The organism is Jiangella mangrovi, assembly GCF_014204975.1.
GTDB classification, from domain to species: domain Bacteria; phylum Actinomycetota; class Actinomycetes; order Jiangellales; family Jiangellaceae; genus Jiangella; species Jiangella mangrovi.
In genome coordinates this window covers 6,638,476-6,659,533 of record NZ_JACHMM010000001.1, presented here as the reverse complement: position 1 = coordinate 6,659,533, position 21,058 = coordinate 6,638,476, and the positions used below count along the sequence as shown (strand labels likewise).

Annotated in this window: 18 protein-coding genes and 1 other RNA gene; 10 read left to right on the top strand and 9 right to left on the bottom strand. The window is 72.4% G+C overall.

What is annotated here, in order from left to right; translation table 11 throughout:
• Positions 1-226: 226 nt before the first annotated feature.
• A complete protein-coding gene (locus HD601_RS30735) occupies positions 227-1,435 on the bottom strand; it encodes an ROK family transcriptional regulator (protein WP_184828498.1) in 1,209 nt (402 codons plus the stop codon).
• Between the two features lie 81 nt (positions 1,436-1,516).
• On the opposite strand from HD601_RS30735, the gene HD601_RS30730 reads away from it, so the two are divergent.
• Together HD601_RS30730 and HD601_RS30725 are read left to right on the top strand one after the other, a co-directional pair.
• A complete protein-coding gene (locus HD601_RS30730) occupies positions 1,517-2,539 on the top strand; it encodes an ROK family protein (RefSeq protein WP_246402328.1) in 1,023 nt (340 codons plus the stop codon).
• A 133-nt stretch (positions 2,540-2,672) separates the two neighbouring features.
• The gene (locus HD601_RS30725) at positions 2,673-4,856 is read left to right on the top strand and encodes a polysaccharide deacetylase family protein (protein ID WP_184828493.1); all 2,184 of its coding nucleotides are present in this window, start codon (positions 2,673-2,675) and stop codon (positions 4,854-4,856) included.
• On the opposite strand, the gene yaaA is transcribed toward HD601_RS30725, so the two are convergent.
• A complete protein-coding gene (gene yaaA / locus HD601_RS30720) occupies positions 4,853-5,647 on the bottom strand; it encodes a peroxide stress protein YaaA (RefSeq protein ID WP_184828491.1) in 795 nt (264 codons plus the stop codon). The genes HD601_RS30725 and yaaA overlap by 4 nt on opposite strands.
• Before the next feature lie 186 nt (positions 5,648-5,833).
• On the opposite strand from yaaA, the gene HD601_RS30715 reads away from it, so the two are divergent.
• From HD601_RS30715 to HD601_RS30700, 4 genes are all read left to right on the top strand, one after another.
• Positions 5,834-7,792, top strand: coding sequence for a M64 family metallopeptidase (locus tag HD601_RS30715; protein WP_184828489.1), 1,959 nt, complete (start codon positions 5,834-5,836; stop codon positions 7,790-7,792).
• Positions 7,793-7,887: 95 nt separating this feature from the next.
• Complete coding sequence (locus tag HD601_RS33260) at positions 7,888-8,730, top strand: ScoMcrA-related endonuclease (protein ID WP_221441453.1); 843 nt, start codon at positions 7,888-7,890, stop codon at positions 8,728-8,730.
• A 143-nt stretch (positions 8,731-8,873) separates the two neighbouring features.
• Complete coding sequence (locus tag HD601_RS30705) at positions 8,874-9,704, top strand: methyltransferase domain-containing protein (protein ID WP_184828487.1); 831 nt, start codon at positions 8,874-8,876, stop codon at positions 9,702-9,704.
• A gap of 18 nt (positions 9,705-9,722) precedes the next feature.
• A complete protein-coding gene (locus tag HD601_RS30700) occupies positions 9,723-12,725 on the top strand; it encodes a glycine--tRNA ligase (RefSeq protein WP_184830291.1) in 3,003 nt (1,000 codons plus the stop codon).
• Positions 12,726-12,833: 108 nt separating this feature from the next.
• On the opposite strand, the gene HD601_RS30695 is transcribed toward HD601_RS30700, so the two are convergent.
• The gene (locus HD601_RS30695; protein WP_184828485.1) at positions 12,834-13,616 is read right to left on the bottom strand and encodes an MBL fold metallo-hydrolase; all 783 of its coding nucleotides are present in this window, start codon (positions 13,614-13,616) and stop codon (positions 12,834-12,836) included.
• Between the two features lie 55 nt (positions 13,617-13,671).
• On the opposite strand from HD601_RS30695, the gene HD601_RS30690 reads away from it, so the two are divergent.
• Positions 13,672-14,724, top strand: coding sequence for an iron-siderophore ABC transporter substrate-binding protein (locus tag HD601_RS30690; RefSeq protein ID WP_184828483.1), 1,053 nt, complete (start codon positions 13,672-13,674; stop codon positions 14,722-14,724).
• Here HD601_RS30690 and HD601_RS30685 read toward each other — a convergent pair.
• The gene (locus HD601_RS30685; RefSeq protein WP_184828481.1) at positions 14,721-15,110 is read right to left on the bottom strand and encodes a metalloregulator ArsR/SmtB family transcription factor; all 390 of its coding nucleotides are present in this window, start codon (positions 15,108-15,110) and stop codon (positions 14,721-14,723) included. The two genes, HD601_RS30690 and HD601_RS30685, sit on opposite strands and share 4 nt — an antisense overlap.
• 185 nt (positions 15,111-15,295) lie before the next feature.
• Here HD601_RS30685 and HD601_RS30680 point away from each other — a divergent pair, with 185 nt between their 5' ends.
• Entirely contained in the window at positions 15,296-16,255 is a 960-nt protein-coding gene (locus HD601_RS30680; protein ID WP_221441451.1) for a cation diffusion facilitator family transporter, read from the top strand.
• On the opposite strand, the gene HD601_RS30675 is transcribed toward HD601_RS30680, so the two are convergent.
• Positions 16,252-16,890, bottom strand: a complete 639-nt coding sequence (locus HD601_RS30675) for a class I SAM-dependent methyltransferase (protein ID WP_184828477.1) — start codon at positions 16,888-16,890, stop codon at positions 16,252-16,254. The genes HD601_RS30680 and HD601_RS30675 overlap by 4 nt on opposite strands.
• Positions 16,891-16,956: 66 nt before the next feature.
• Here HD601_RS30675 and HD601_RS30670 point away from each other — a divergent pair, with 66 nt between their 5' ends.
• On the top strand, positions 16,957-17,733 hold the full coding sequence (locus HD601_RS30670) for an LPXTG cell wall anchor domain-containing protein (protein WP_184828475.1): 777 nt from the start codon (positions 16,957-16,959) through the stop codon (positions 17,731-17,733).
• A gap of 206 nt (positions 17,734-17,939) precedes the next feature.
• On the opposite strand, the gene HD601_RS30665 is transcribed toward HD601_RS30670, so the two are convergent.
• The gene (locus HD601_RS30665) at positions 17,940-18,212 is read right to left on the bottom strand and encodes a SinR family protein (protein WP_184828472.1); all 273 of its coding nucleotides are present in this window, start codon (positions 18,210-18,212) and stop codon (positions 17,940-17,942) included.
• A 157-nt stretch (positions 18,213-18,369) separates the two neighbouring features.
• Between HD601_RS30665 and HD601_RS30660 the strand changes: the two genes are divergently transcribed.
• The gene (locus HD601_RS30660) at positions 18,370-18,957 is read left to right on the top strand and encodes a DUF4352 domain-containing protein (protein ID WP_184828470.1); all 588 of its coding nucleotides are present in this window, start codon (positions 18,370-18,372) and stop codon (positions 18,955-18,957) included.
• Position 18,958: 1 nt separating this feature from the next.
• Here HD601_RS30660 and rnpB read toward each other — a convergent pair.
• From rnpB to map, 3 genes are all read right to left on the bottom strand, one after another.
• Positions 18,959-19,332: RNase P RNA component class A (rnpB, locus tag HD601_RS30655), an RNA gene on the bottom strand.
• 22 nt (positions 19,333-19,354) lie between these two features.
• Entirely contained in the window at positions 19,355-20,110 is a 756-nt protein-coding gene (gene ppgK / locus HD601_RS30650) for a polyphosphate--glucose phosphotransferase (RefSeq protein ID WP_184828468.1), read from the bottom strand.
• 85 nt (positions 20,111-20,195) lie between these two features.
• Complete coding sequence (gene map, locus HD601_RS30645; RefSeq protein ID WP_184828466.1) at positions 20,196-21,044, bottom strand: type I methionyl aminopeptidase; 849 nt, start codon at positions 21,042-21,044, stop codon at positions 20,196-20,198.
• Positions 21,045-21,058: the final 14 nt, after the last annotated feature.

Sequence of the window (21,058 nt, the reverse complement as noted above, 5' to 3'; positions counted from 1 at the left end):
GGCACGAAGCAGGCCCGCGGCCGGCTCGTCGACCCGGTCCGGCCGGTGTCGGGGGATGCCGTCCCCGCCCGCCTCGCTCGTTCCTCGCTCGGACGCCCGCGCCTACCCCTGACGGCATCCCCCGACACCGGCCTGGTTGGTCGGATGCCTTCCGCCGGCGGTGGCCGCGCCGGAGACGTGGCCCGGCCCGTCAGCGCGTCGCCTGGGCGTGGGCCTCGTCGATGGTTCAGCGGGTGGCTTGGACGTAGGTGTCGTCGCTGACGAGGCGGGCGGCGAGCTCGGCGGCGCCGACGATGGCGGCGTCGTCGCCCAGCTCGGACGCGGCCAGCCGGGGGACGTGGGGGATTCGGCCGACCAGGCGGTCGCGCAGGCCGGGGGTGATGAGGTCGGCCGCACCGCCCATCTCGCCGCCGACGATGACCAGCTCCGGGTCGAGGACGGTGCACAGGTTGGCGACCGCCAGCGCGACGTAGTCGAGCGTCTCCTCGAACAGCGCGCGCGCCTCGACGCTGCCGGTCCTGACCAGGTCGAACACGTCCGCGGCGGTGAGTGGCCGGTCCGCCGGGGCAGGGATGCCGCGCTCGCGGGCCTGCCGCGTCAGCCCGGTCGACCCGACCCGGCTCTCGAGGTCGCCGAAGCCGGGGAAGAGCCGCGCCAGCGACGTGCGGTCGAGCAGCATGTAGCCGATCTCGCCGGCCGCCGCCCGCGACCCGCGGTGCAGCCGGCCGCCGGTGACGATGCCGGTGCCGATGCCGGTTCCGAGCACGACGGCGACGAGGTCCTGCACGCCCCGGCCCGCGCCGTGGTGGTGCTCGCCGACCGCCAGCACGTTGGCATCGTTCTCGACGACGACGGGGAGCCCGGTGCGGTCGGCCAGCAGTGAGCCGACCGGCACCTCGCGCCAGTCGAGCGCGGGCGCCCAGGTCACGCGACCGTCGGCGCCGTCGACGACACCGGGGACGATGACGCCGATCGCCTGGCTGGGCTGGCCCCGGCCGTCGGCGGCAGCGCCGAGCTCGGTGACCACGGACAGCGCCTCCTCCAGGCGGATGGTGGCGCGGTCGGCGGCGTGCAGCACGTCCGGGACCACGGGGCGCTGCACCCGCTGGACGATGGTGCCGTCGAAGTCGACCAGCGCGCCCTCGGTGCGCGTGGCGCCCACGTGCACCACCGACACCAGGTGCGCCCGCCCGCTGTAGCGCAGCAGGATCGACGGCCGCCCGCCGGTGGACGGCTGGTGGCCGTCGGTGACCACAAGCCCCTTGCGCAGCAGCTGGGCGGCCAGCCGGTTCACGGTCGCCGCGCTGAGACCCGTGCGCGCGCCGATCTCCTGCCGCGACAGCGGGCCGTGCTGCCGGAGCGCGTCGAGGATCGCGGTCTGGTTCACCCGCGAGACGGTCTCGGCGTTGGCCGTCGAGGAGGTCCGACCGGACATGGCTTCCCCCTGGAGTTTTCTATCAGGCTGATACTGTACCCATCCCCAGCCGGCTCGAGACTGGAGACGCCGCCCGTGGTGATGCCCGGAACCGACCGTACCGGCCTGGCCGGCCCGCTTCGCCGTGCCCTCGCCGAGGCGGGCTGGCTGTCGCCGTCGGCGCAGGTCAACATGCCCGGGGCCGACGGCGACGGCGGCGGGGGAGCGGAGCCCGTGGTGGGCGTCGACCTCGGCGGCACCAAGCTGCACGCCGTCCTCTACGACCCCGTCCGGCACCGGCTGCTGGACCGCGTCGAGCCGACCGACCCGCGCGGCGGCACGGACGTGACCAGCCAGATCGCCCAGCTCGTCGCCGCCCTGACCAGCGCCGCAGGGCTGCCCGCCGGCCCGCCGCCGCGGGTCGCCGTCGGCTGCCCGGGTGCGCCGGACCCCGTCAGCGGCGCCGTCCTGCACGCCCCCAACATCCCCGGCTGGGACCGGATGGACGTGCCGGGCGACCTCGAGGCCCGGCTGGGCGCCCGGCCGCTGGTGCACAACGACGCCAACCTGGCCGCCTGGGGCGAGCACGCCTGGCAGCCCGGCGGCGGCTCCGACCTGGCCTTCGTCGCGGTCGGGACGGGGGTCGGGCTCGGCCTGGTGCTCGGCGGGCGCCTCTACGCGGGCAGTCGCGGCCTGGCCGGCGAGGTCGCCCACCTGCCCATCGGCGCCGACCCGTTCGACCCGGTCAACCTCGTGCACGGCCCGCTGGAACAGCAGGTCAGCGGCGCTGGCATCGAGCGCCGATACCTCGAGCTGGCGGGCCGGCGCCGCCCCGCCCCCGAGGTCTTCGCGGCCGCGGACGACGGCGACGGCGCGGCCGCCCAGGTACTCGACGACCTCGGCCGGCTGCTGGCGCTGGCGCTGCGGGCGGTGAGGGCGATCGTCGACCCGGCGACGTTCGTGCTCGGCGGCGGCATCGGCTCGCGGCCCGAGATGCTTGCCGCCACCCGGCGCTGGCTCACCGTCACCGAGGGAGAGTCGCTGCAGGTCAGGACCAGCACGTTCGGCAACCGCGCAGCCCTGGCCGGTGCCCTCGCTGCTGCGGTTTCTACTCACCGAGCATAAAAAGTCCGCTTCAGGGGTTCCCGTGGCGATCTGTCGCGGGTAGCTTCACAGAGATCAGCGGTCTGCTCGACGTTTGTCTCAGCCTGAGCGGATCTGCTCTCCGGCATGCCCCCGACCCCCCGAAGGAGTGGCCATGACCAGGACCGCACCGAGACGACTCGCGACGGCGGGACTCCTGGTGGCAATGACCACCGGCACCCTGATCGGTTCCTCGGCACCAGCGGCGGCGGCCTCCGACGACACCGCGGCCGACGCCTGCCCGGGCGGCTGGTCCACCGAGACCACGGTCTGGTTCGGCCCGCCGCGCATCGACACCGGCATCGCCAACCCGGAGGCCGCCGACGGCTGCACCCTCCTGGACCGCGTCTGGGCGGAGGAGCCGTTCGCCACTCACGGCGAGTTCGTCGGCACCGTCGTCCGCGCGACCCGCGAGTTCCGCGACCTCGGCCTGCTCGACGGGCAGGAGGCCGGGGCGATCCGCTCGGCGGCCGCACGCAGCGCCGTCGGCGGCCCGCACGACGACTCGATCCCCAACACCTGCACCGACCGCGTCGCGCTGACCTTCGACGACGGCCCGTCCTTCTACCGCGACCAGACGCTGGCGATCCTGCGCGAGAAGCAGGTCACCGCCACCTTCTTCGACGCCGGGATGCGCATCGAGGCGAACCCGCAGCTGCCGGCGTTCGAGCGGCTCGAGGGGCACCTGGTGCTCAACCACACCTGGGAGCACCCCAACCTCAACCAGGTCACCCTCCCGCGGCTGCGCGACGAGATGCGCAAGACGGAGGAGGCGCTCGACGCGGCCGGCGTGCAGCGGCCGTTCCTCGGCATGCGTCCGCCGTTCCTCGCGGCCAACGCGTCGGTCCGGGCCGAGCTGGCTCGGCTGGGCTTCACCGTCATCAGCGGCGACATCGACGCGGCCGACTGGGAACCGGACCGCCCGGCGGCACAGCTGCGAGCGGACATCGCCGAGGGCATCGCCGACGGGCGGCGCAACATCTTCCTGCACGACGGACCCATCGACACCGTCGCCGGGCCGGAGCTCATGGTCGCCCTGCCGCTGATCATCGACGACATCCGCGCGGCCGGGCTCTGCTTCGGCACGTTCGACAGCACCGGCGCCATCGTCGCCGATCGGTACGTCTCGAGCGGCGAGCCGATCCCGTCGGTCGAGAACGCGGTGCCGTACCTGCCGCTGCTGTTCGGCGGCGGCCTGCCGCCGGAGCCGTACGAGATCATCGTCCCCACCCCGCTCGCGGCGCCTGCGGCGACCACGACGGCGGCCGCAGCTGACGCCGTCACCACCGAGGCCGAGGACGCCTGCCCGAACGGCTGGTCGCCGGAGGAGACGGTCTGGTTCGGCCCGCCCCGGGTCGAGACCGAGGTGCCCAACCCCGAGGCGCCCGACGGCTGCACCCTGCTCGACCGGGTCTGGGCCGAGGAGCCGTTCGCGACCCACGGCGCCTTCGTCGCCGCTGCCCGAGCGGCCGCCGACGAGTTCGTCGCCTCCGGGCAGCTCAGCCGTCAGGACCGCGCCCGGGTCGTCTCGGCCGCCGCACGCAGCCACGTCGGCGGCCCGCGCGACACCTCCGTCCCGAACACCTGCGACAACCGCCTCGCCATCCAGTTCGACGACGGCCCGTCGCACTACCGCACCGAGACGCTGCGGATCCTGCGCGAGAAGCAGGTGACCGGCGTGTTCATGGACACCGGCACCCGCGTGCTGGCCAACCCGCAGTTCGCCCGGTTCCAGCTGGCCGAGGGGCACGAGCTGCTCAACCACACGTTCAGCCACGCGAACCTCAACCAGACGTTCGCGGCCGGGGGAGCCGACGCCGTCCGCAAGGAGATCCTCGACGCGGAGGCCGCCTTCGCCTCCGTCGGCGCCCCGATCTCCTTCAAGGGCATCCGCCCGCCGTTCGGGTCGGCGAACGCGTCGGTCCGGCAGGTCATCGCCGAGATGGGCTACACCGCGTACATGACCCGAATCGGCACCGACGACTGGGTGCCCGAGCGGACTCCGCAGCAGATCAGCGACGCGATCGTCGAGCAGCTGTACCCGGGCGCGATCATCTCGCTGCACGACGGCCCGTACGACACGCCCGCCGGGCCGGGCACCAACGGCGGGCTGGCGCTGCTCATCGACGCCGCCCGCGAGCTCGGCTACTGCTTCGGCACCGTCGACATCCACGGCGACGTCGTGGCGGACCGGCTGATCCCGACGGGCGACCCGGTCCCCGTCGTCGTGAACCCGGTGCCGTACGCGCCGCTCGTCTTCCCGGGCGAGCCGCCGGAGCCGTACGTGATCCTGGGCTAGGAGGTCGGCACCTCGGTCACCACGACGTCGACGGTGGCCGGTCGGCCGGGCGCGGACGGCGGGGTCAACTCCGCCGTCCAGCCCAGCCGGGTCAGGACCGCGGCCAGCCGCTTCGGGGTGGCGACGTTGGCGCCGTCCTGCAGCAGCCGGCGCACCATGCGGCCCTTCGTCGCCTTGTTGTGGTGGCTGACGACGGTGCGCCGGCCGTCGTGCTCGTGCAGGACCCGGACGACGACGGTGCGAGCGGCCAGGTCCGCGGTGGGCCGCCAGAACGACGCATACGTGCTGGAGCGCAGGTCGACGATGAGCTCGTCGCCGGCCGCGGCGGGCAGGCTCTTCGCCAGCGGCCGGCGCCAGAACGCCGCCAGCGGACCGACGCCGGGCAGGCTCACCCCGCCGCCGAGCCGGTACGCCGGGATGACGTCGGACGGGCGCAGCAATCCCCACAGCCCGCTGGTGATCAGCAGCGACGCGTCGGCGCGGCGGGCGGTGCCGCCGCGCAGCGACCGCAGGCCGAGCGCGTCGTACAGAACGCCGGAGTACACCTCGCGCGCCGGGGCGGCCGGCGCGTGCGGCAGGACCGCGTTGCGCTCGACGTCGGCGGCCTGCGTGGGGCCGAGCCCGAGCGCCGTCGCCGCCTGCTCCGGCGCGGTGCGGCAGAGCCGGACCAGCGCGGCCAGCAGGTCGACGCGGTCGCCGGTGAGCTCCGGAAACGACAGCGCGTCGAGGTCGACGGGGGCGCCGTCGCCGGGCGCGGTCTTGCCCTCCGACGGCGGCAGCAGGATCAGCACCCCGGCAGCGTATCCGCCGCAGCTGTCCGCCGTCCGTTCCGTCAGACGACGGACGGCGGACACGGAACGTTCGTCATCTGCCGGGTGAGGATTGGATCCATTGTGACTAGCGTCCTCGCGGGGGGGACCGATGCCGCAGTCCGCAGAGCTGGCCGTTCCCCCATGAGCGCGAGGGGTGAGGTGGCGATGGCCAAGCGGAGGATCGCGGCCGCCGTAGGGGTGGTCGGACTGTTGGGGTCGTTGCTGACGGGCGCGGTCCCGTCGGTCGCGGCGGACGAGGTCGGGTCGGCGACGGTGGTGCCGCTGCAGGTGACGGGGGATCCGGCCGACCGGCTGAACCTCATCATCCTGGGTGACGGCTACACGGCCGAGGAGATGCAGCAGTTCCGGGACGACGTCGACAAGCACCTCAACGTGCAGTGGAGCATCGAGCCGTTCCGCAGCTACCGCGACTACTTCAACGTCTACATGATCGAGATCGTGTCGGGCGAGTCCGGCATCAGCTGTGACCCCGACGACGGCAACGTCCGCCGCGACACGCCGCTGAAGCTGCAGTACGCCGGCACCTGCCCGGCCGGCGCGAACGCCCGTGGCGTCACCTTCGGCACCGGCGGCCAGGCGGCGCTCGAGCAGTACGTCTCGATGATCCCGGGGGTCACGGCGCAGAACCGGCAGACGCTGACCATCGCCAACACCAGCACCTACGGCGGCATCGGCGGGCGCAACGCCACCACGACCGGCCAGGCGCCGCAGGGCCCGCTGGTCAGCCCGCACGAGCTGGGCCACTCGCTGGGCAACCTGCAGGACGAGTACCCGTACAGCTCGCGCAACGTGCCCGGCGCGCCGTACACCGGCGGTGAGCCGTCGTCGATCCACCACACGATCCTCACCGAGCAGCAGATGCTCGACCAGCAGGTCAAGTGGTACCGCTGGCTGGGCGAGGAGAGCCTGTCCGGCGGCCCCATCGGCCGCTACGAGAGCGGCCAGTCGCGCGCGTCGGGCATCTGGCGCCCGAGTGAGCACTCGATCATGCGCTGGATCGGCTACCACTTCGACCAGATCGGCCGCGAGCGGATGATCGAGAAGATCTCCGGCCGCCGCGACGACGTCGAGATGACCGTCGAGTCCACCCCGACCGACGAGCCGGTGTCGCCGGGCGACGTGCTCTGGGTCGAGACCATGCACCCGCTGTACCACGAGCTCACCGTCACCTGGGCCGTCAACGGCCAGGTCGTCGCGGGGACGAACAACAGCCGCAACTTCGACCTCGACGCCCACGGCGTGCAGATCGGCGACACCGTGAAGGTCACCGTCTCCGACGACACCGAGGACGTCCGCGACCCGGCTGTGGCGAACGGCGGCGCGCTGACGCAGACCCGCGAGTGGACCATCGTCGAGGAGCCGCCGGCCCCGTCCGAGGTGAAGTTCACCTCGTCGACCGCCACCACGCACCCCGTCGGCGGCCAGGACGTCGTCTACGTCGAGACCACCCACCCGCGCGACCGCGTGCTCGACGTCACGTGGCGGCTCAACGGCAACGTCGTGGCGAACCCGAACAACTCGCGCAACCTGGACCTCGGCGCCCTGAACCTGCCAGCCGGCAACCACCAGCTGACGGCGACGGTGACCGACCCGGAGGTGGCCTCGGCCCCGACGCAGACGCTCACCTGGACCGTCGACAACGTCGCCCCCGAGGTGACGTTCGAGCTGTCCGACCCGGTCTCCGTCGTGCCCGGCACCCGCGTCCGCCCGCCGCACTACGTGTTCCGCGAGTGGTTCGAGATGGGCCTCGAGGCCACGGACAACCAGGACGGTTACGTCGTCATCGAGTTCCAGCTCGACGGTGACGGCTGGTTCAACTACCACGGCTGGCCGGACGCGCCCGAGGGCACGCCGTACCGCTTCACCCCGGCCGGCACCGTCATCAAGGAGATCGCGTACGGCAACCTCGGCAGCGGCGGCCTCACCAAGGCGCCGTTCGAGCAGTCCTACGACGACTTCGTGCCCGGCTACGGCCGCCACGAGATCCAGTACCGGGCCATCGACGCCGCCGGCAACATCAGCGCGCCGAAGACCTTCACGGTGACGGTCACCGACACGAACGGCGCGGTGGCCCTGCCGCCGGGCGCGATCGTGCCGGACTGAGTGAGACCCGGGCGGGCGCCCCTGACGTGCGGGGCGCCCGCCCGTAACAATCTGCGAGGCTCGGTAGTGTCCGGCGTTCTCCGTAGCGTCGGACCATGCCGGACTTCGACGCTGTGTCGCGCGATCATGTTCTCTCGGCACTCGCCGAGTACGACGAGCGTGGCGCCGACGACTTCCTCGCCGCCTATGGCTTCGGCCGGGCCCGCGACTACGTGCTCTGGCACGACGGCAAGGGCTACGACTCGAAGGCCGTCCTCGGGGTGGCGCTGAAGTACGCCACCGGTGCCGCCGCGCAGTCGACGGAGTTCTCCGGCGGCCGGTACGGCGCCGCGAAGGTGCTGTGGGCGCTCGGATTCGACGTCAGCGAGCCGGCCGGAACTCCCGGTGACGGCGAGGACTGGCGCGAGGCCTCGGACGTCGGCACTGAAGCGGCCCGCTCGGCCTGGGCGGCGGAGGCCCGCGAGGTCCTGCTCGACGCCGCGCTGCGCTACCGCGGCGTCGTCACGTACAAGGAACTCGCCACCGAGGTGCAGTCGCGCACCGGGATCCGGACGCGGCAGCTCATGCACTACTGGATCGGCGATGTACTCGAGCGGGTGTCGAAGGAGTGCGCTCGCCGCGGCGAGCCGATGCTCTCCTCGCTCTGTGTCAACGCGGAGGGCAGCGTCGGGCCTGGGTACGCGTCGGCGGCGCGCGGCGCGTACGGCCGCGCGCCGGACGACCTCGACGACCACGCGGCGCAGGAACGGCTCGCCTGTCATCAGCACTTCCGAGCTCCCGACCTGCCCGCCGACGGCGGAGTCCCGGCGCTGACGCCGCGGCTCGCTGCTACCCGCGCGCAGACGAGGCGAGCCGTACCCGTCCGCCGCGAGGCCGCCACCTGCCCGACCTGCCACATGCAACTGCCCGCCACCGGGGTCTGCGACACCTGCGGCTGACGGCCTCACCTCAGTTGATCATGGAGAAAGTCGCCTTCCGGCTCACCGGGGAGCCTCCCTTCTCCATGATCAACGAGGGTGGGGCGGGTTCCACGGAGCGAACGGTCCCGACGTCGGGGGCGTTCGCTCCTTACCGTGGAGGTATGGCGACCTACACGCACGGGCATCACGAGAGCGTCCTGCGCTCGCACACGTGGCGCACTGTCGCGAACTCGGCGGCCTACCTGCGCGACCACCTGGTGCCGGGCACCGACGTGCTCGATGTGGGGTGCGGGCCGGGGACGATCACCGTCGAGATGGCGGGGCTGGTGGCGCCCGGCCGGGTGGTAGGGCTGGACGCGTCGGCTGAGGTCATCGCCACGGCGCGGGCCGCAGCCGACGCCGTCACCGCCGAGTTCCGCACCGGTGACGCCACGGCCCTGCCGTTCGACGACGACAGCTTCGGCGTCGTCCACGCGCACCAGCTGCTCCAGCACGTCGCCGACCCGGTCGCCGTCCTGCACGAGATGCGCCGCGTCGCCCGCCCCGGCGGCCTCGTGGCCGCGCGCGACTCCGACTACGCCGGCATGATCTGGTACCCGCGCCTGCCCGGCCTGGACGAGTGGCTCGAGCTGTACCGCACCCTGGCCAGGGGCAACGGCGGCGATCCGGACGCCGGCCGGCGACTGCTGTCCTGGGCCCGCGCCGCCGGGTTCGAAGCCGCCGACGTGACAGCGACGGCGAGCGTCTGGTGCTTCGCCGACCCCGAGGACCGCGCGTGGTGGGGCGGCCTGTGGGCCGACAGGGTCAGCTCGTCGGCGTTCGCGCGGCAGGCCGTCGACCGCGGCCTGGCGACCACCGGCGACCTCGGGCGGCTGGCCGGCGCCTGGCGGGAGTGGGCCGGTCAGGACGACGGCTGGTTCCTGGTTCCGCACGGTGAAATCCTCGCCCGGGTCCCCGGGATCGAGTTCGTCCCATCGGCCTCACACCACTAGGGTTCCTCTGTGCTCACGATGCAGGACGCGCTGCTGGCGCTGACGAAGTACTGGACCGACCGGGGCTGCCTCATGGTGCAGCCGTTCAACACCGAGGTCGGCGCCGGAACCATGAACCCGGCCACCATCCTCCGGGTGCTCGGTCCGGAGCCCTGGCACGTCGCCTACGTCGAGCCGAGCGTGCGGCCCGACGACGCCCGGTACGGCGAGAACCCGAACCGGCTGCAGACGCACACCCAGTTCCAGGTCATCCTCAAGCCCGACCCGGGCGACCCGCAGGAGATCTACCTGGCCAGCCTCGAGGCGCTGGGCATCGACATCCACGCCCACGACATCCGCTTCGTCGAGGACAACTGGGCCTCGCCCGCTCTCGGCGCGTGGGGGCTGGGCTGGGAGGTCTGGCTCGACGGGCTCGAGATCACCCAGTTCACCTACTTCCAGCAGGCCGGCGGGCAGACCCTCGACCCCGTCTCGGTCGAGATCACCTACGGCATCGAGCGCATCATCATGGCGCTGCAGGGCGTCAGCCACTTCAAGGACATCGAGTACGCGCCCGGCATCTCCTACGGCGAGGCGTTCGGCCAGGCCGAGTACGAGATGTCGCGCTACTACCTCGACGACGCCGACATCGAGGCCAACCGCCGGCTCTTCGACACCTACGCCGCCGAGGCCGAGCGCATGATCGCCGAGCGGCTGCCGGTCCCGGCGCATGTCTACGTGCTCAAGTGCTCGCACACCTTCAACGTGCTCGACGCCCGCGGCGCCATCAGCACGACCGAGCGGGCCAAGGCGTTCGCCCGCATGCGTGGCCTGGCCCGCGAGGTGTCGTCGCTGTGGACGGCGCGACGCGAGGAGCTCGGTCACCCGCTGGGCCTCGTCTCGCGGCCGGGTCGCGACGACGACGACGCCGAGCCGCTGCTGCCCGACCTCCCGCAGGCCGACCTGCCGGGCCCGGCGCCGCTGCTGTTCGAGATCGGCACCGAGGAGATGCCGCCGCACGAGGTCACCAACACGGTGGCCGCGGTGCGCGGCGCGGTGACGGCGAAGCTCGCCGCCACTCGCCTCGGCCACGGCTCCATCGACGTCGTGGGCACGCCGAGGCGCATCGTCGTCCAGGTCGACGCCGTCGAGCCGCGTGAGCCCGACGCCGACCGCACCGTCCGCGGCCCGCGCGTCGAGGCCGCCTACGACGCCGACGGCAACCCCACCAAGGCGCTGCTCGGGTTCGCCCGCGGCCAGAACGCCGAGGTCGAGGACCTCACGACTGCCGACTTCGGCGGCAACCAGCACGTCGTCGTCAGCGTGGTCGACGCCGGCCGCGGCGCGGTCGAGGTGCTCTCGGGCCTGCTCGCCGAGGTGGTCACCGAGCTGCGCTCGGAGAAGAACATGCGCTGGAGCGACCCCGCGCTGTCCTTCACCCGGCCCATCCGCTGGCTGACGGCGCTGCTCGGCGACACCGTCGTGCCCGTGCGGGTGTCCGCGCTGGTCAGCGGCCGCAGCACGCGCGTGCACCGCACCGCGACCGAGCCCGTCGTCTCCGTGCCGTCCGCCGCCGGGTACCTCGAGTTCCTCAGCGGGCACGGCATCGTCGCCGACCCCGCCGTCCGCCGGGCCGCCGTCGTCGACGCCGCGTCGGCGCTGGCCGCCACCGTCGGCGGCGTCGTCGACACCGAGGCCGAGGCCGGGCTGGTCGACGAGATCACCAACCTCGTCGAGGAGCCCAACGCGCTGCTCGGCGGGTTCGACACCCGCTACCTCGAGCTGCCCGAGCAGATCCTCACCACGGTCATGCGCAAGCACCAGCGCTACCTGCCGGTCCGCGCGGGCGACGGTGCGCTGCTGCCGCACTTCGTCGCGGTCGCCAACGGCTCGTGCGACGCCGACGCGGTGCGGGCCGGCAACGAGGCGGTCCTGCGGGCCCGCTACGAGGACGCCGCGTTCTTCTGGCGCGCCGACCTCGCGGTGCCGCTCGAGCAGTTCAAGGCGGGGCTGTCGAAGCTGACGTTCGAAGAGAAGCTGGGCTCCGTCGCCGAGCGGGCCGCCCGCATCGAGACCATCGCCGCCGACCTCGCCAAGGGCGTCGAGCTGTCCTCCGACGACTTCGCCGCCCTCGAGCGGGCCGCCGCACTGGCCAAGTTCGACCTGTCTTCGCAGATGGTCGTCGAGCTGTCCAGCCTGGCCGGCGTCATGGCCCGTGAGTATGCCGTCCGCGCGGGCGAGTCGGACGCCGTCGGGCAGGCCCTGTTCGAGATGGAGCTGCCGCGGTCGACGGCCGACGCGCTGCCGTCGTCCGCACCCGGCGCCATCCTGGCCCTGGCCGACCGGTTCGACCTGCTCATGGCCATGTTCGCCCTCGGCGCCAAGCCCACCGGCAGCTCCGACCCGTTCGGGCTGCGACGCGCCGCGCTGGGCGTCGTGCGGATCCTGCGCGAGACCCCGGCGCTGTCCGCGGTGACGGTCGACGGCGGGCTGGCGGTCGCGGCCGAGCGGCTGCGCGCCCAGGGCATCGACGTGTCCGACTCCGCGGTGGCGGCGGCGCGTGAGTTCGTCGTCGCCCGGTTCGCCCAGCAGTTGCGCGACGAGGACGTCCCGGCCGACTTCGTGTCCGCCGTCCTGCCCGGCGCCGACGCTCCGGGCCAGGCGGTCGCGACGCTGTCGGCGCTGCGCGCCCGGGTCGGCGACTCATCGTTCCGCGCGCTCGTGGCGGCACTGCAGCGCATCAACCGCATCGTTCCCGCGGGGACGGCGGCAGCTTACGACGCCGCCGTGCTCACCGAGCCGGCCGAGCAGCGCCTCGCCGAGGCGGTCGCCGCGGTCGGCGACTGGTCCGGCCGGCCGGTCGGCGACTACGCCGGCGCCGCCGCCGCGCTGGTCGAGCCGGTCAACGCGTTCTTCGACGACATCCTGGTCATGGCCGAGGACCCGGCCGTGCGCTCGTCGCGGCTCGGCCTGCTGGCGACCATCAGCGCGCACAGCCCGCGCACGGTCGACTGGGCCGCGCTCGACACCGCCCTCGGCTGACGGTTCCCGCCGCGCCACTACCAACTGTGTCACCTGATCATCTTCGCGGCGATGATCAGGTGACGGGGGACGGGGACGGGCGGCCGGTTGGTCACCTGATCGTTCCCCTCAGGGCGGCGCGACGGCGGCCTGCTGGTTCCGGTGGTCGCGGATCAGCCAGTCCTCGGCGACCCCCGGCGTGAGCCGCGGGTCGTCGTCACCGCGGCCGGCGGCGAGCTCGTCGAGGTAGCGGCGGTCGGCGGCCAACCGGCGGCGCAGCTCCGCGGCGTCGCCCACGTGTCCGTGACCGGGCACGACCCAGCGCACCTCGTCGACCAGGGCCGAGAGCAGGCCCAGCGCGGCCATGTAGTCGCCCAGCGGGTCGGCGGCGTCGAGGTCCAGCAGCGGCACCTCCAGATCCGAGAGCAGGTCGCCGGCCACCAGAACACCGGCGACGACCAGCGCGGCGTGCCCGGGCGCGTGCGCCCGGTGCTCGACGACGTCCACGCGCGGCCCGTCCCACGGCACCGAGCGGACGCCGTCAGGCAGCGGCGTGAGTACCGCGAACAGGTCGCCGTCGACGTCCGGTGCGACCGAGCGGGCCTCGGCCAGGCCGGCCACTCGCCCGGCCGCAGCTGACGCCGTCGCCGCCGATGTCGCGAACCGCGGCGCGGAACCGAGCGCCCGGCTCCACAGCACGTGGTCCCAGTGCGGGTGGGTCGCGAGCCCGGCGGTGACGTGCAGGCCGCGGCGGGCCAGCGCTTCAGCCAGGTCGGCCAGCTCGGCCGGCGTGATGCCGGGGTCGACGACCAGGCAGCCGCCTTCGTCGCCCACGACCACGGTGGTGGTGTGCGTGCAGAAGTCGTGCGTGGCGACGAGGACGTCGCGGGTCACCTCGGCGAGGCCGGCCATGCGCCGACCGTACCCGGTGCACCGTCACGAGTTAGGTCAGCCTATCCTTTGGCTCATGTCGTTCACCGCCGCGGGCCGCCGGCTCGCCCTCGTCCTGACGGTTCCGCTCCTGCTCGCCGCGTGCGGGGGTGACGACGGCGACGGCTCGGCCACGGGGGAGTCGGGCTCGACGGCCGCGCCGGACGGCGAGCAGACCGGCGGGTTCCCGGCGTCCGTCGACCACCGCTACGGGACGACGGAGCTGACCGAGGCGCCCGAGCGGGTCGTCACCCTCGGCTTCAGCGACCAGGACTTCGTGCTGGCCTTCGGCGTCGCGCCGGTCGCCGTCACCGACTGGTACGGCGAGTACGACCACGCCACCTGGCCGTGGGCCGAGGACGAGCTGGGCGACGCCGAGCCGGTCGTCATGAACGAGGGCGCGTTCACGGGTATGCAGGCGTTCAACTACGAGGAGATCGCCGAGCTCGCGCCGGACCTCATCATCGGCCTCTACACCGGCATGACCCAGGAGGAGTACGACACCCTGTCGTCCATCGCCCCGACGGTGGCGTCGTCGCCGGACTACCCCGAGTACGGCATGCCGTGGCAGGAGACCACCCGCATGGTCGGGCAGATCCTCGGCCAGGGCGATCGCGCCGAGGAGCTCATCGCCGGCATCGATCAGCAGTTCGCCGACGCCGCCGCGGCGCACCCCGAGCTCGAGGGCGTCGAGATGGTCGTCGCCGAGCAGTTCGAGCCGGGCTCGTCGTTCGCCCGCAGTGCCACGGACCCGAGGACGGTGTTCATGACGCAGCTGGGCTTCGTGCTGCCCGACGAGATCGCCGAGCTGGCCGGCGACCTCGACGGCGCGCCCATCAGCGACGAGCTGATGACCCAGCTCGACCGCGAGCTGCTGATCTGGAACGTCGGCCACGACGACACGCTCCGGGCGCAGATCGAGGCCAAGCCGCTGTACGACCAGTTGCAGGTCGTGCAGGACGGCCGGGTGTTGTTCATCGAGGACCCGCTGGTCTCCGGTGCGCTGACCTGGGCGACGGTGCTCAGCCTGCCGTACGCGCTGGAGCAGCTGGTGCCGCAGCTGGCCGAGGTGGTGGGCGGCGCGGCCTAGGTCGTCCGGGCGGGGACGACCCCGCCGACGTCGTGCACGTGGTGCGGGTCGTCCTCGCGCGGGTGCTCGCCGCGGGCGTGGTCGGCGTGGAACAGCGCCTGCTCGAGCAGCTGGCGCACGTGGGTGTCGGCCGCGTGGTAGTAGACGAACGTGCCGTCGCGGCGGCTGCGCACCAGGCCCGAGAGCCGTAGCTTGGCCAGGTGCTGGCTGACGGCGCTCGGGCTCGCGTCGACCAGCTCGGCCAGGTGGTTCACCGACGACTCGCCCTGCAGCAGCGCCCACATGAGCTTGAGCCGGGTCGGGTCGGAGAGCATGCGCAGCGCTCCGGCCGCCCGCTCGACCTGCTCGGACTCGGGCATGTCGAAGCCGTCGATGGTCTCGTGCACGGGGGGAGTCTACTCCGCGCACTTGCATATCTGCGTAGGTGCGCAGATATGCTGATGGTGTGCGGACAGCTGAGCATCACGGGACGGGCCACGGCCATGGGCATGGCCACGGGCACGGTCATGGACACGGACACGGTCATGGGCCTGAGGGCGGGGACGGCTGGTTCGCGAGGCTGCGGCACGCGGTGAAGCCGCACTCGCACGACGCGACGGAGGCGATCGAGAGCGCCGAGCAGGCCAGCGGCGCGGGGATCCGGGCTGCCTGGGTCGGGCTGGCCGGCATGATGGCGACGGCGGTGCTGCAGCTGTTCATCGTCGCCGTCAGCGGGTCGGTCGGGCTGCTCGCCGACACCGTCCACAATCTCGGGCACGCCGTCACGACCATTCCGCTGCTCATCGCGTTCCGGCTCGGGCGCCGCGCCCCCACCCGGCGCTACCCGTACGGCTTCCGCCGCGCCGAGGACCTCTCCGGCGTGCTGATCGCGCTGGTCATCGCGGCGTCGGCGGCGCTGATCATCGTCGAGGCGGTGCGGGCGCTGCTCGACCCGCGCGAGCTGACGAACCTCGGCTGGGTGCTGGCGGCCGCGCTCATCGGGGCGGCGGGCAACGAGGCGGTCGCCGTCTACAGGATCCGCGTCGGCCGCCGCATCGGCTCCGCCGCACTGATCGCCGAGGGTCAGCACGCCCGCGCCGACGGCCTCACCTCACTGGTCGTCGTGTTCGGCGTCGCCGGCGCGTGGCTCGGCTTTCCGCAGGCGGACGCCGTCGTCGGCCTGGTCGTGGGTGTCATGATCCTCTGGATCCTGGTCAGCTCCTGCCGGACGATCTTCCGCCGGCTCATGGACGGGGTCGACGACGGCACCGTCGAGTCCATCGAGGAGGTCACCGCGAGGGTCGACGGCGTCCGCGGCGTCGGCCGGGTGCGGGCGCGTTGGACCGGGCACCGGCTCGAGGCCGATGTCGACGTGAACGTCGACGGCGAGGCCACCGTCGCCGAGGGGCACCGCATCGCCGAGGTCGTCCACCACGCGCTGCTGCACCGCGTGCGCCACCTCGACCACGTCGTCGTGCACGTCAACCCGGCCGTCGACGGCGAGGTGCCCGACCACGTGCACGAGCTGACCGCGCACCACGTCTCTCGTTAGCCGGGGACGCGGGCCCAGAACAGGGTGTGCCCGCTGTCGCCCTCGGGGACGAACTCCTCCCGCTCGACGGCGAACCCGGCGGCCTCGATCCACACCCGGTAGGTCGCGGCGTTGGCGTGGCTCCACCACATGGTCGCGCCGCCGCCGAGCCAGTCGTCCTCGGTGCCCGTCCACGCCTGGTGGCCGGTGGTGGCGACCAGCAGCCCGCTCGGCCGGAGCCAGCCGGCGATGCGCGCGAGGAGCGGCGGCTGCTCCTCCAGCGGGATGTGGATCAGCGCGTACAGGCACACGACGGCGTGGAAGCTGCGCTCCGGCAGCTCGACGGTGGTCGCGTCGGCCGCCAGGAACGTCGCGTCGGGCACCAGCGCGCGGGCCCGGGTGACCTGGACCTCGCTGAGGTCGACCCCGATGACGGCGAAGCCCGCGGCGGCCAGGTCGCGGGCGACGGGGACGCCGTTGCCGCAGCCCAGGTCGAGGACACTGGCGTGACGCGGCAGCCGTTCGGTGAGCTCGGCGACCCACGGCCGGTGCGTCTCCGGGTCCGCGTCGTCCGCGCGGTAGTGCAGCGACACGGCGTCGTAGCCGCGGCGGACGATCTCCTTCGGGTCGGCGTCGATGTCACGGTGACTGGTCATGATCGGTCACGCTACTCCGTCGATCTTGATGAGAATCGCGGCGAAACGCCCGAAAGGGGTTCCCGGGTGCTCATGATCGCGCTACCGTCCGGGGCTTTGATGTGGGCCGTACCTACGGCCTATGTAGCAGAGATCCGAAGGGGGGCGACCTTGCGAAAGGTCACCATAGCGATACTGGCCGGCCTGGCCCTGCTGTTCGGCGGCGCCATGCCCGCCTGGGCCGAGGCCACCACTGAGGCGAAGACTGCGGCCGACTGTGCCGCGTACGTCGACTCCGAAGACTGGTGTGACCCGGGTTCGGAGCTGAACTACAACTGCGATCCGGCACACATTCCGGAGCAGTACTGGCCGGTCCAGCTCGTCGACGTCGAGAACGATCCGTTCGATCTCGACGGCAATGACAACAACGGCTGGGGCTGCGGCGACGCACCTGTCGAGGAACCACCGGCCGAGGAGCCACCGGTCGAGGAACCGCCCGCGGAGAGTTCCGGCTCGTGCGAGGCCTACGTGGGCTCCGAAGCGTGGTGTGCCGACGGCGTCGACGACTACGACTGCCCGCAGATCGACAACGCGCACAAGCCGATCCTGCTGGTCGACGCGCAGGACGATCCGTTCCACCTCGACGACGACGTCGACGGCGTCGGCTGCGAGGTCGACACCGAGGGCGACGAGGACCCGTCCAACAACGGCGGGACCGGCGATGACGATGCCGGTACCGGCGGCGACGGTGAGGCGCTGCCGAACACGGGCTCCGGCGACCTGGGACCGCTCTGGCTCGCGGTCCTGGCCTTCCTGGCCGCCGGTGCGCTGCTGGTGACGCGCAGGGTGGTCAGCCAGCGGTAGGGATGAGCGGCGGGCGGTCCGGCGCAGCCACAGCGGCGCCGGACCGCCCGCCGTCGTATGTCCGCCCCTGGAGCGTGGCTGGCGGATCGACGGCGCCCTTCCTACCCGTTCGTGATCATGTTCCCTCGCGGTCGCTGTGGCGCCGTGAGGGAACATGATCATCGAAAACGACGAGGTGGCGGTCCCGTTGACCCGTCGAACACGCCCTAGAGGTTGTCCTTGAGCCAGTCGCCGCACTCCTGGTTGAAGCCGATCCACGACGCCGGCGCGCCGGTGACGTCGATGACGAGGATCTCGTCGCCGTGGTTCATGTGCATCCACAGGGAGTCGCGGACCTGGGTGATGCTCATCCGGGTCTCGACCAGCCACAACGAGTCGAGACAGTGCCAGTAGGACCCGAAGCTCTCGAGCGAGTCGAGGAGCCTGTCGTAGTCACCGTCCGGCCCGTTCAGGTCGTAGCCGATCAACATCATCGCCATGTCCGGCACTCCGCGATCTCGACGAATCAAAGCGCGGAGACTACCCCAGTTGTCGGACAGAACCGTGTCACGGAAGTGACGTCCAGCGAGCCGGGCGCGGCCGGCGCCCGTTCTGTCCGGCGTCGCCCGTAAGGTGCTCCGGATGTGGACGAGGGGGATGCGCCGACACCGCACGATCGCGGCGCTCGTCGCGGCGCTGGCGATGGTGCTCGGCGGCTGTGCCGGAGCCGCCTCCATCGGGGCGGGCGCCGATCGCACGACGGCGCCCGAGGACGATCGATTCGGGGCCATGGTGGTCAGCGAGCGCGGCAACCTCATCAAGGACATCGGCGTCCTCGCCGCCATCGTGGACGAGCGGAACGGCGTCTCGCGCGTCGAGTTCACCGTCGACGCCATCGAGGTCGATCCCGGCTGCGCGACCGACGCCGGGCCGGCCCTGAACGGGCACTTCGTCGTCGTGACGATCACCGTGTCGACCGCGGCGACCATGAGTGAGAACGACGGGCCTGCCGAGATCAGCTTCGACCCGAGCATGTGGTGGATCATCGGCCCCGATGGCGCGGCCGAGGAGTCGTCGTCCTCCGAGGCGGCCTTCTCGTGCCTGGGCGAGGCCGAGCTGCTCCCCGTCGGCCTTGGACCGGGCGAGAACCACACGGGGAAGATCGTCCTCGACACAGCGCACGCGACGGGCACGATCCTCTACGCGCCGTTCGTCGAGCCCGGCGGCTGGGAATGGCAGTACTGAGGGGACGAGCCGGCCTGTAAGCCGGATTCTGTGATTCCCGGCGGACCGGGACCGGCGACCATCCATCTACGACCACCGTTGCCGGTGGTCTCCAGCGGTCTACCCGGGAGCTCGGGCGGGCCGCCCTCGAACGCTCCCTGTCTGACCTTGCTCCGGGTGGGGTTTACCGAGCCGCCCCAGTCACCTGGGGCGCTGGTGGTCTCTTACACCACCGTTTCACCCTTACCGCCCACGCGAACGCGGGAGGCGGTCTGTTTTCTGTGGCACTGTCCCGCGGGTCACCCCGGGTGGGCGTTACCCACCACCCTGCCCTGTGGAGTCCGGACTTTCCTCGGCAGGACCTGACGGCCCCGACGCGGCCGCCCGGCCGGCTCGTCCTCCGCCGACAGAATACCGCCTATGCGGCGCGCTCGGCCGCCAGGAGAGCGGCGCCGATGATGCCGCCGTCGTTCTTCAGCCCGGCCGGCACGATGGGTGTGGCGAGGTCGAGCAGCGGCAGGAACTTGTCCGCCTTCTTGCTGACGCCGCCGCCGACGACGAAGAGGTCGGGGGAGAAGATGAACTCGAGGTGGGCGTAGAACTCCTGCAGCCGCTCGGCCCAGTGCTCCCAGGAGAGCTCCTTCTCCTCGCGGACGGAGGCGGCGGCGAACTTCTCCGCCTCCTTGTGGTGGGCGAGGTAGAGGTGGCCGAACTCGGTGTTCGGCAGGAGGACGCCGTCGTGCAGGACGGCGCTGCCGATGCCGGTGCCCAGCGTGGTGACGATGACCACGCCGTCCTGGTCGGCAGCGGCCCCGAAGCGGTCCTCGGCGATCCCGGCGGCGTCGGCGTCGTTGACGATGCTGACGGGCTGGCCGGTGCGCTCGGTGAGCTCCTTCTCGAGGTTCACCCCGATCCACGACTTGTCGACGTTGGCGGCGGAGCTGATGACGCCGCGCTTGACGATGCCGGGGAACGTGCAGCCGAACGGCCCCGTCCACTCGAACTGCGCCAGCACGTCGAGCACCACCGCGATGACGTTGTCCGGGGTGGACTCCTCGGGGGTGTCGACGCGGACCCGCTCGGCGGCGAACTCGCCCTCGCCGAGGTCGACCGGTGCGCCCTTGATGCCGCTGCCGCCGATGTCGATGCCGAAGCCCTGCGTCGTCGAGGTCACGTCATCAAGCTTCGCTCATGACGCCGCGCGCGGCCACCCGGGGGTTCGAACTCGGGGCGGGCTCAGGGCGGGCTCGGGGCAGGGCTCAGGGCAGGGTGAGGATCTCGGCGCCGCTCTCGGTGACGAACAGGGTGTGCTCGAACTGCGCCGACCGGCGGCCGTCGGCGGTGACGACCGTCCAGCCGTCGTCCCACATGGTCCACTCGTGGGTGCCGAGGTTGAGCATGGGCTCGATGGTGAACACCATGCCCGGCTCGATGATCGTGGTCGAGCCGGGGTCGTCGTAGTGCGGCACGACCAGGCCCGAGTGGAACGCCTCGCCGACGCCGTGGCCGGTGAACTCGCGCACGACGCCGTAGCCGAACCGCTTCGCGTACGACTCGATGACCCGCCCGATGACGTTGATGGCACGGCCCGGCTTCACCGCCTTGATGGCGCGGTTCAGCGCCTCCTGCGTGCGCTCGACCAGCAGCCGCGTCTCCTCGTCGACCTCGCCGGCGAGGAACGTGGCGTTGTTGTCGCCGTGGACGCCGTCGATGTAGGCGGTGATGTCGATGTTCACGATGTCGCCGTCGCGGACCACCGTGGAGTCGGGGATGCCGTGGCAGATGACCTCGTTGACGCTGGTGCACAGCGACTTCGGGAACCCCCGGTACCCGAGCGTCGACGGGTACGCCCCGCGCTCGACCAGGAACTCGTGCCCGATGACGTCCAACTCGTCGGTGGTGATGCCCGGCGCGACGTGCTTGCCGACCTCAGCCAGCGCCTGCGCGGCCAGCTGGGCGGCGACCCGGATGCGCTCGACGGTGCCGGCATCCTTGATCTCGGAGCCGGAGAACGGGCTGGGCCGCGCCTTCCCGACGTACTCCGGCCGTGCGATGGACGGCGGAACGGGGCGTTCGGGCGACACGATGCCGGGTACGACGGGCGACATGGTGTGAAAGTCTA

Coding starts and splice junctions, on each gene's coding strand:
- HD601_RS30730 (WP_246402328.1), top strand. CDS start 1,517: ATGCCCGGAACCGACCGTACCGGCCTGGCCGGCCCGCTTCGCCGTGCC.
- HD601_RS30665 (WP_184828472.1), bottom strand. CDS start 18,212: ATGGCGATGATGTTGATCGGCTACGACCTGAACGGGCCGGACGGTGAC.
- HD601_RS30660 (WP_184828470.1), top strand. CDS start 18,370: ATGCGCCGACACCGCACGATCGCGGCGCTCGTCGCGGCGCTGGCGATG.
- HD601_RS30690 (WP_184828483.1), top strand. CDS start 13,672: ATGTCGTTCACCGCCGCGGGCCGCCGGCTCGCCCTCGTCCTGACGGTT.
- HD601_RS30700 (WP_184830291.1), top strand. CDS start 9,723: ATGCAGGACGCGCTGCTGGCGCTGACGAAGTACTGGACCGACCGGGGC.
- HD601_RS30695 (WP_184828485.1), bottom strand. CDS start 13,616: ATGGCCGGCCTCGCCGAGGTGACCCGCGACGTCCTCGTCGCCACGCAC.
- map (WP_184828466.1), bottom strand. CDS start 21,044: ATGTCGCCCGTCGTACCCGGCATCGTGTCGCCCGAACGCCCCGTTCCG.
- HD601_RS30725 (WP_184828493.1), top strand. CDS start 2,673: ATGACCAGGACCGCACCGAGACGACTCGCGACGGCGGGACTCCTGGTG.
- HD601_RS30715 (WP_184828489.1), top strand. CDS start 5,834: ATGGCCAAGCGGAGGATCGCGGCCGCCGTAGGGGTGGTCGGACTGTTG.
- HD601_RS30735 (WP_184828498.1), bottom strand. CDS start 1,435: ATGTCCGGTCGGACCTCCTCGACGGCCAACGCCGAGACCGTCTCGCGG.
- HD601_RS30705 (WP_184828487.1), top strand. CDS start 8,874: ATGGCGACCTACACGCACGGGCATCACGAGAGCGTCCTGCGCTCGCAC.
- HD601_RS33260 (WP_221441453.1), top strand. CDS start 7,888: ATGCCGGACTTCGACGCTGTGTCGCGCGATCATGTTCTCTCGGCACTC.
- HD601_RS30675 (WP_184828477.1), bottom strand. CDS start 16,890: ATGACCAGTCACCGTGACATCGACGCCGACCCGAAGGAGATCGTCCGC.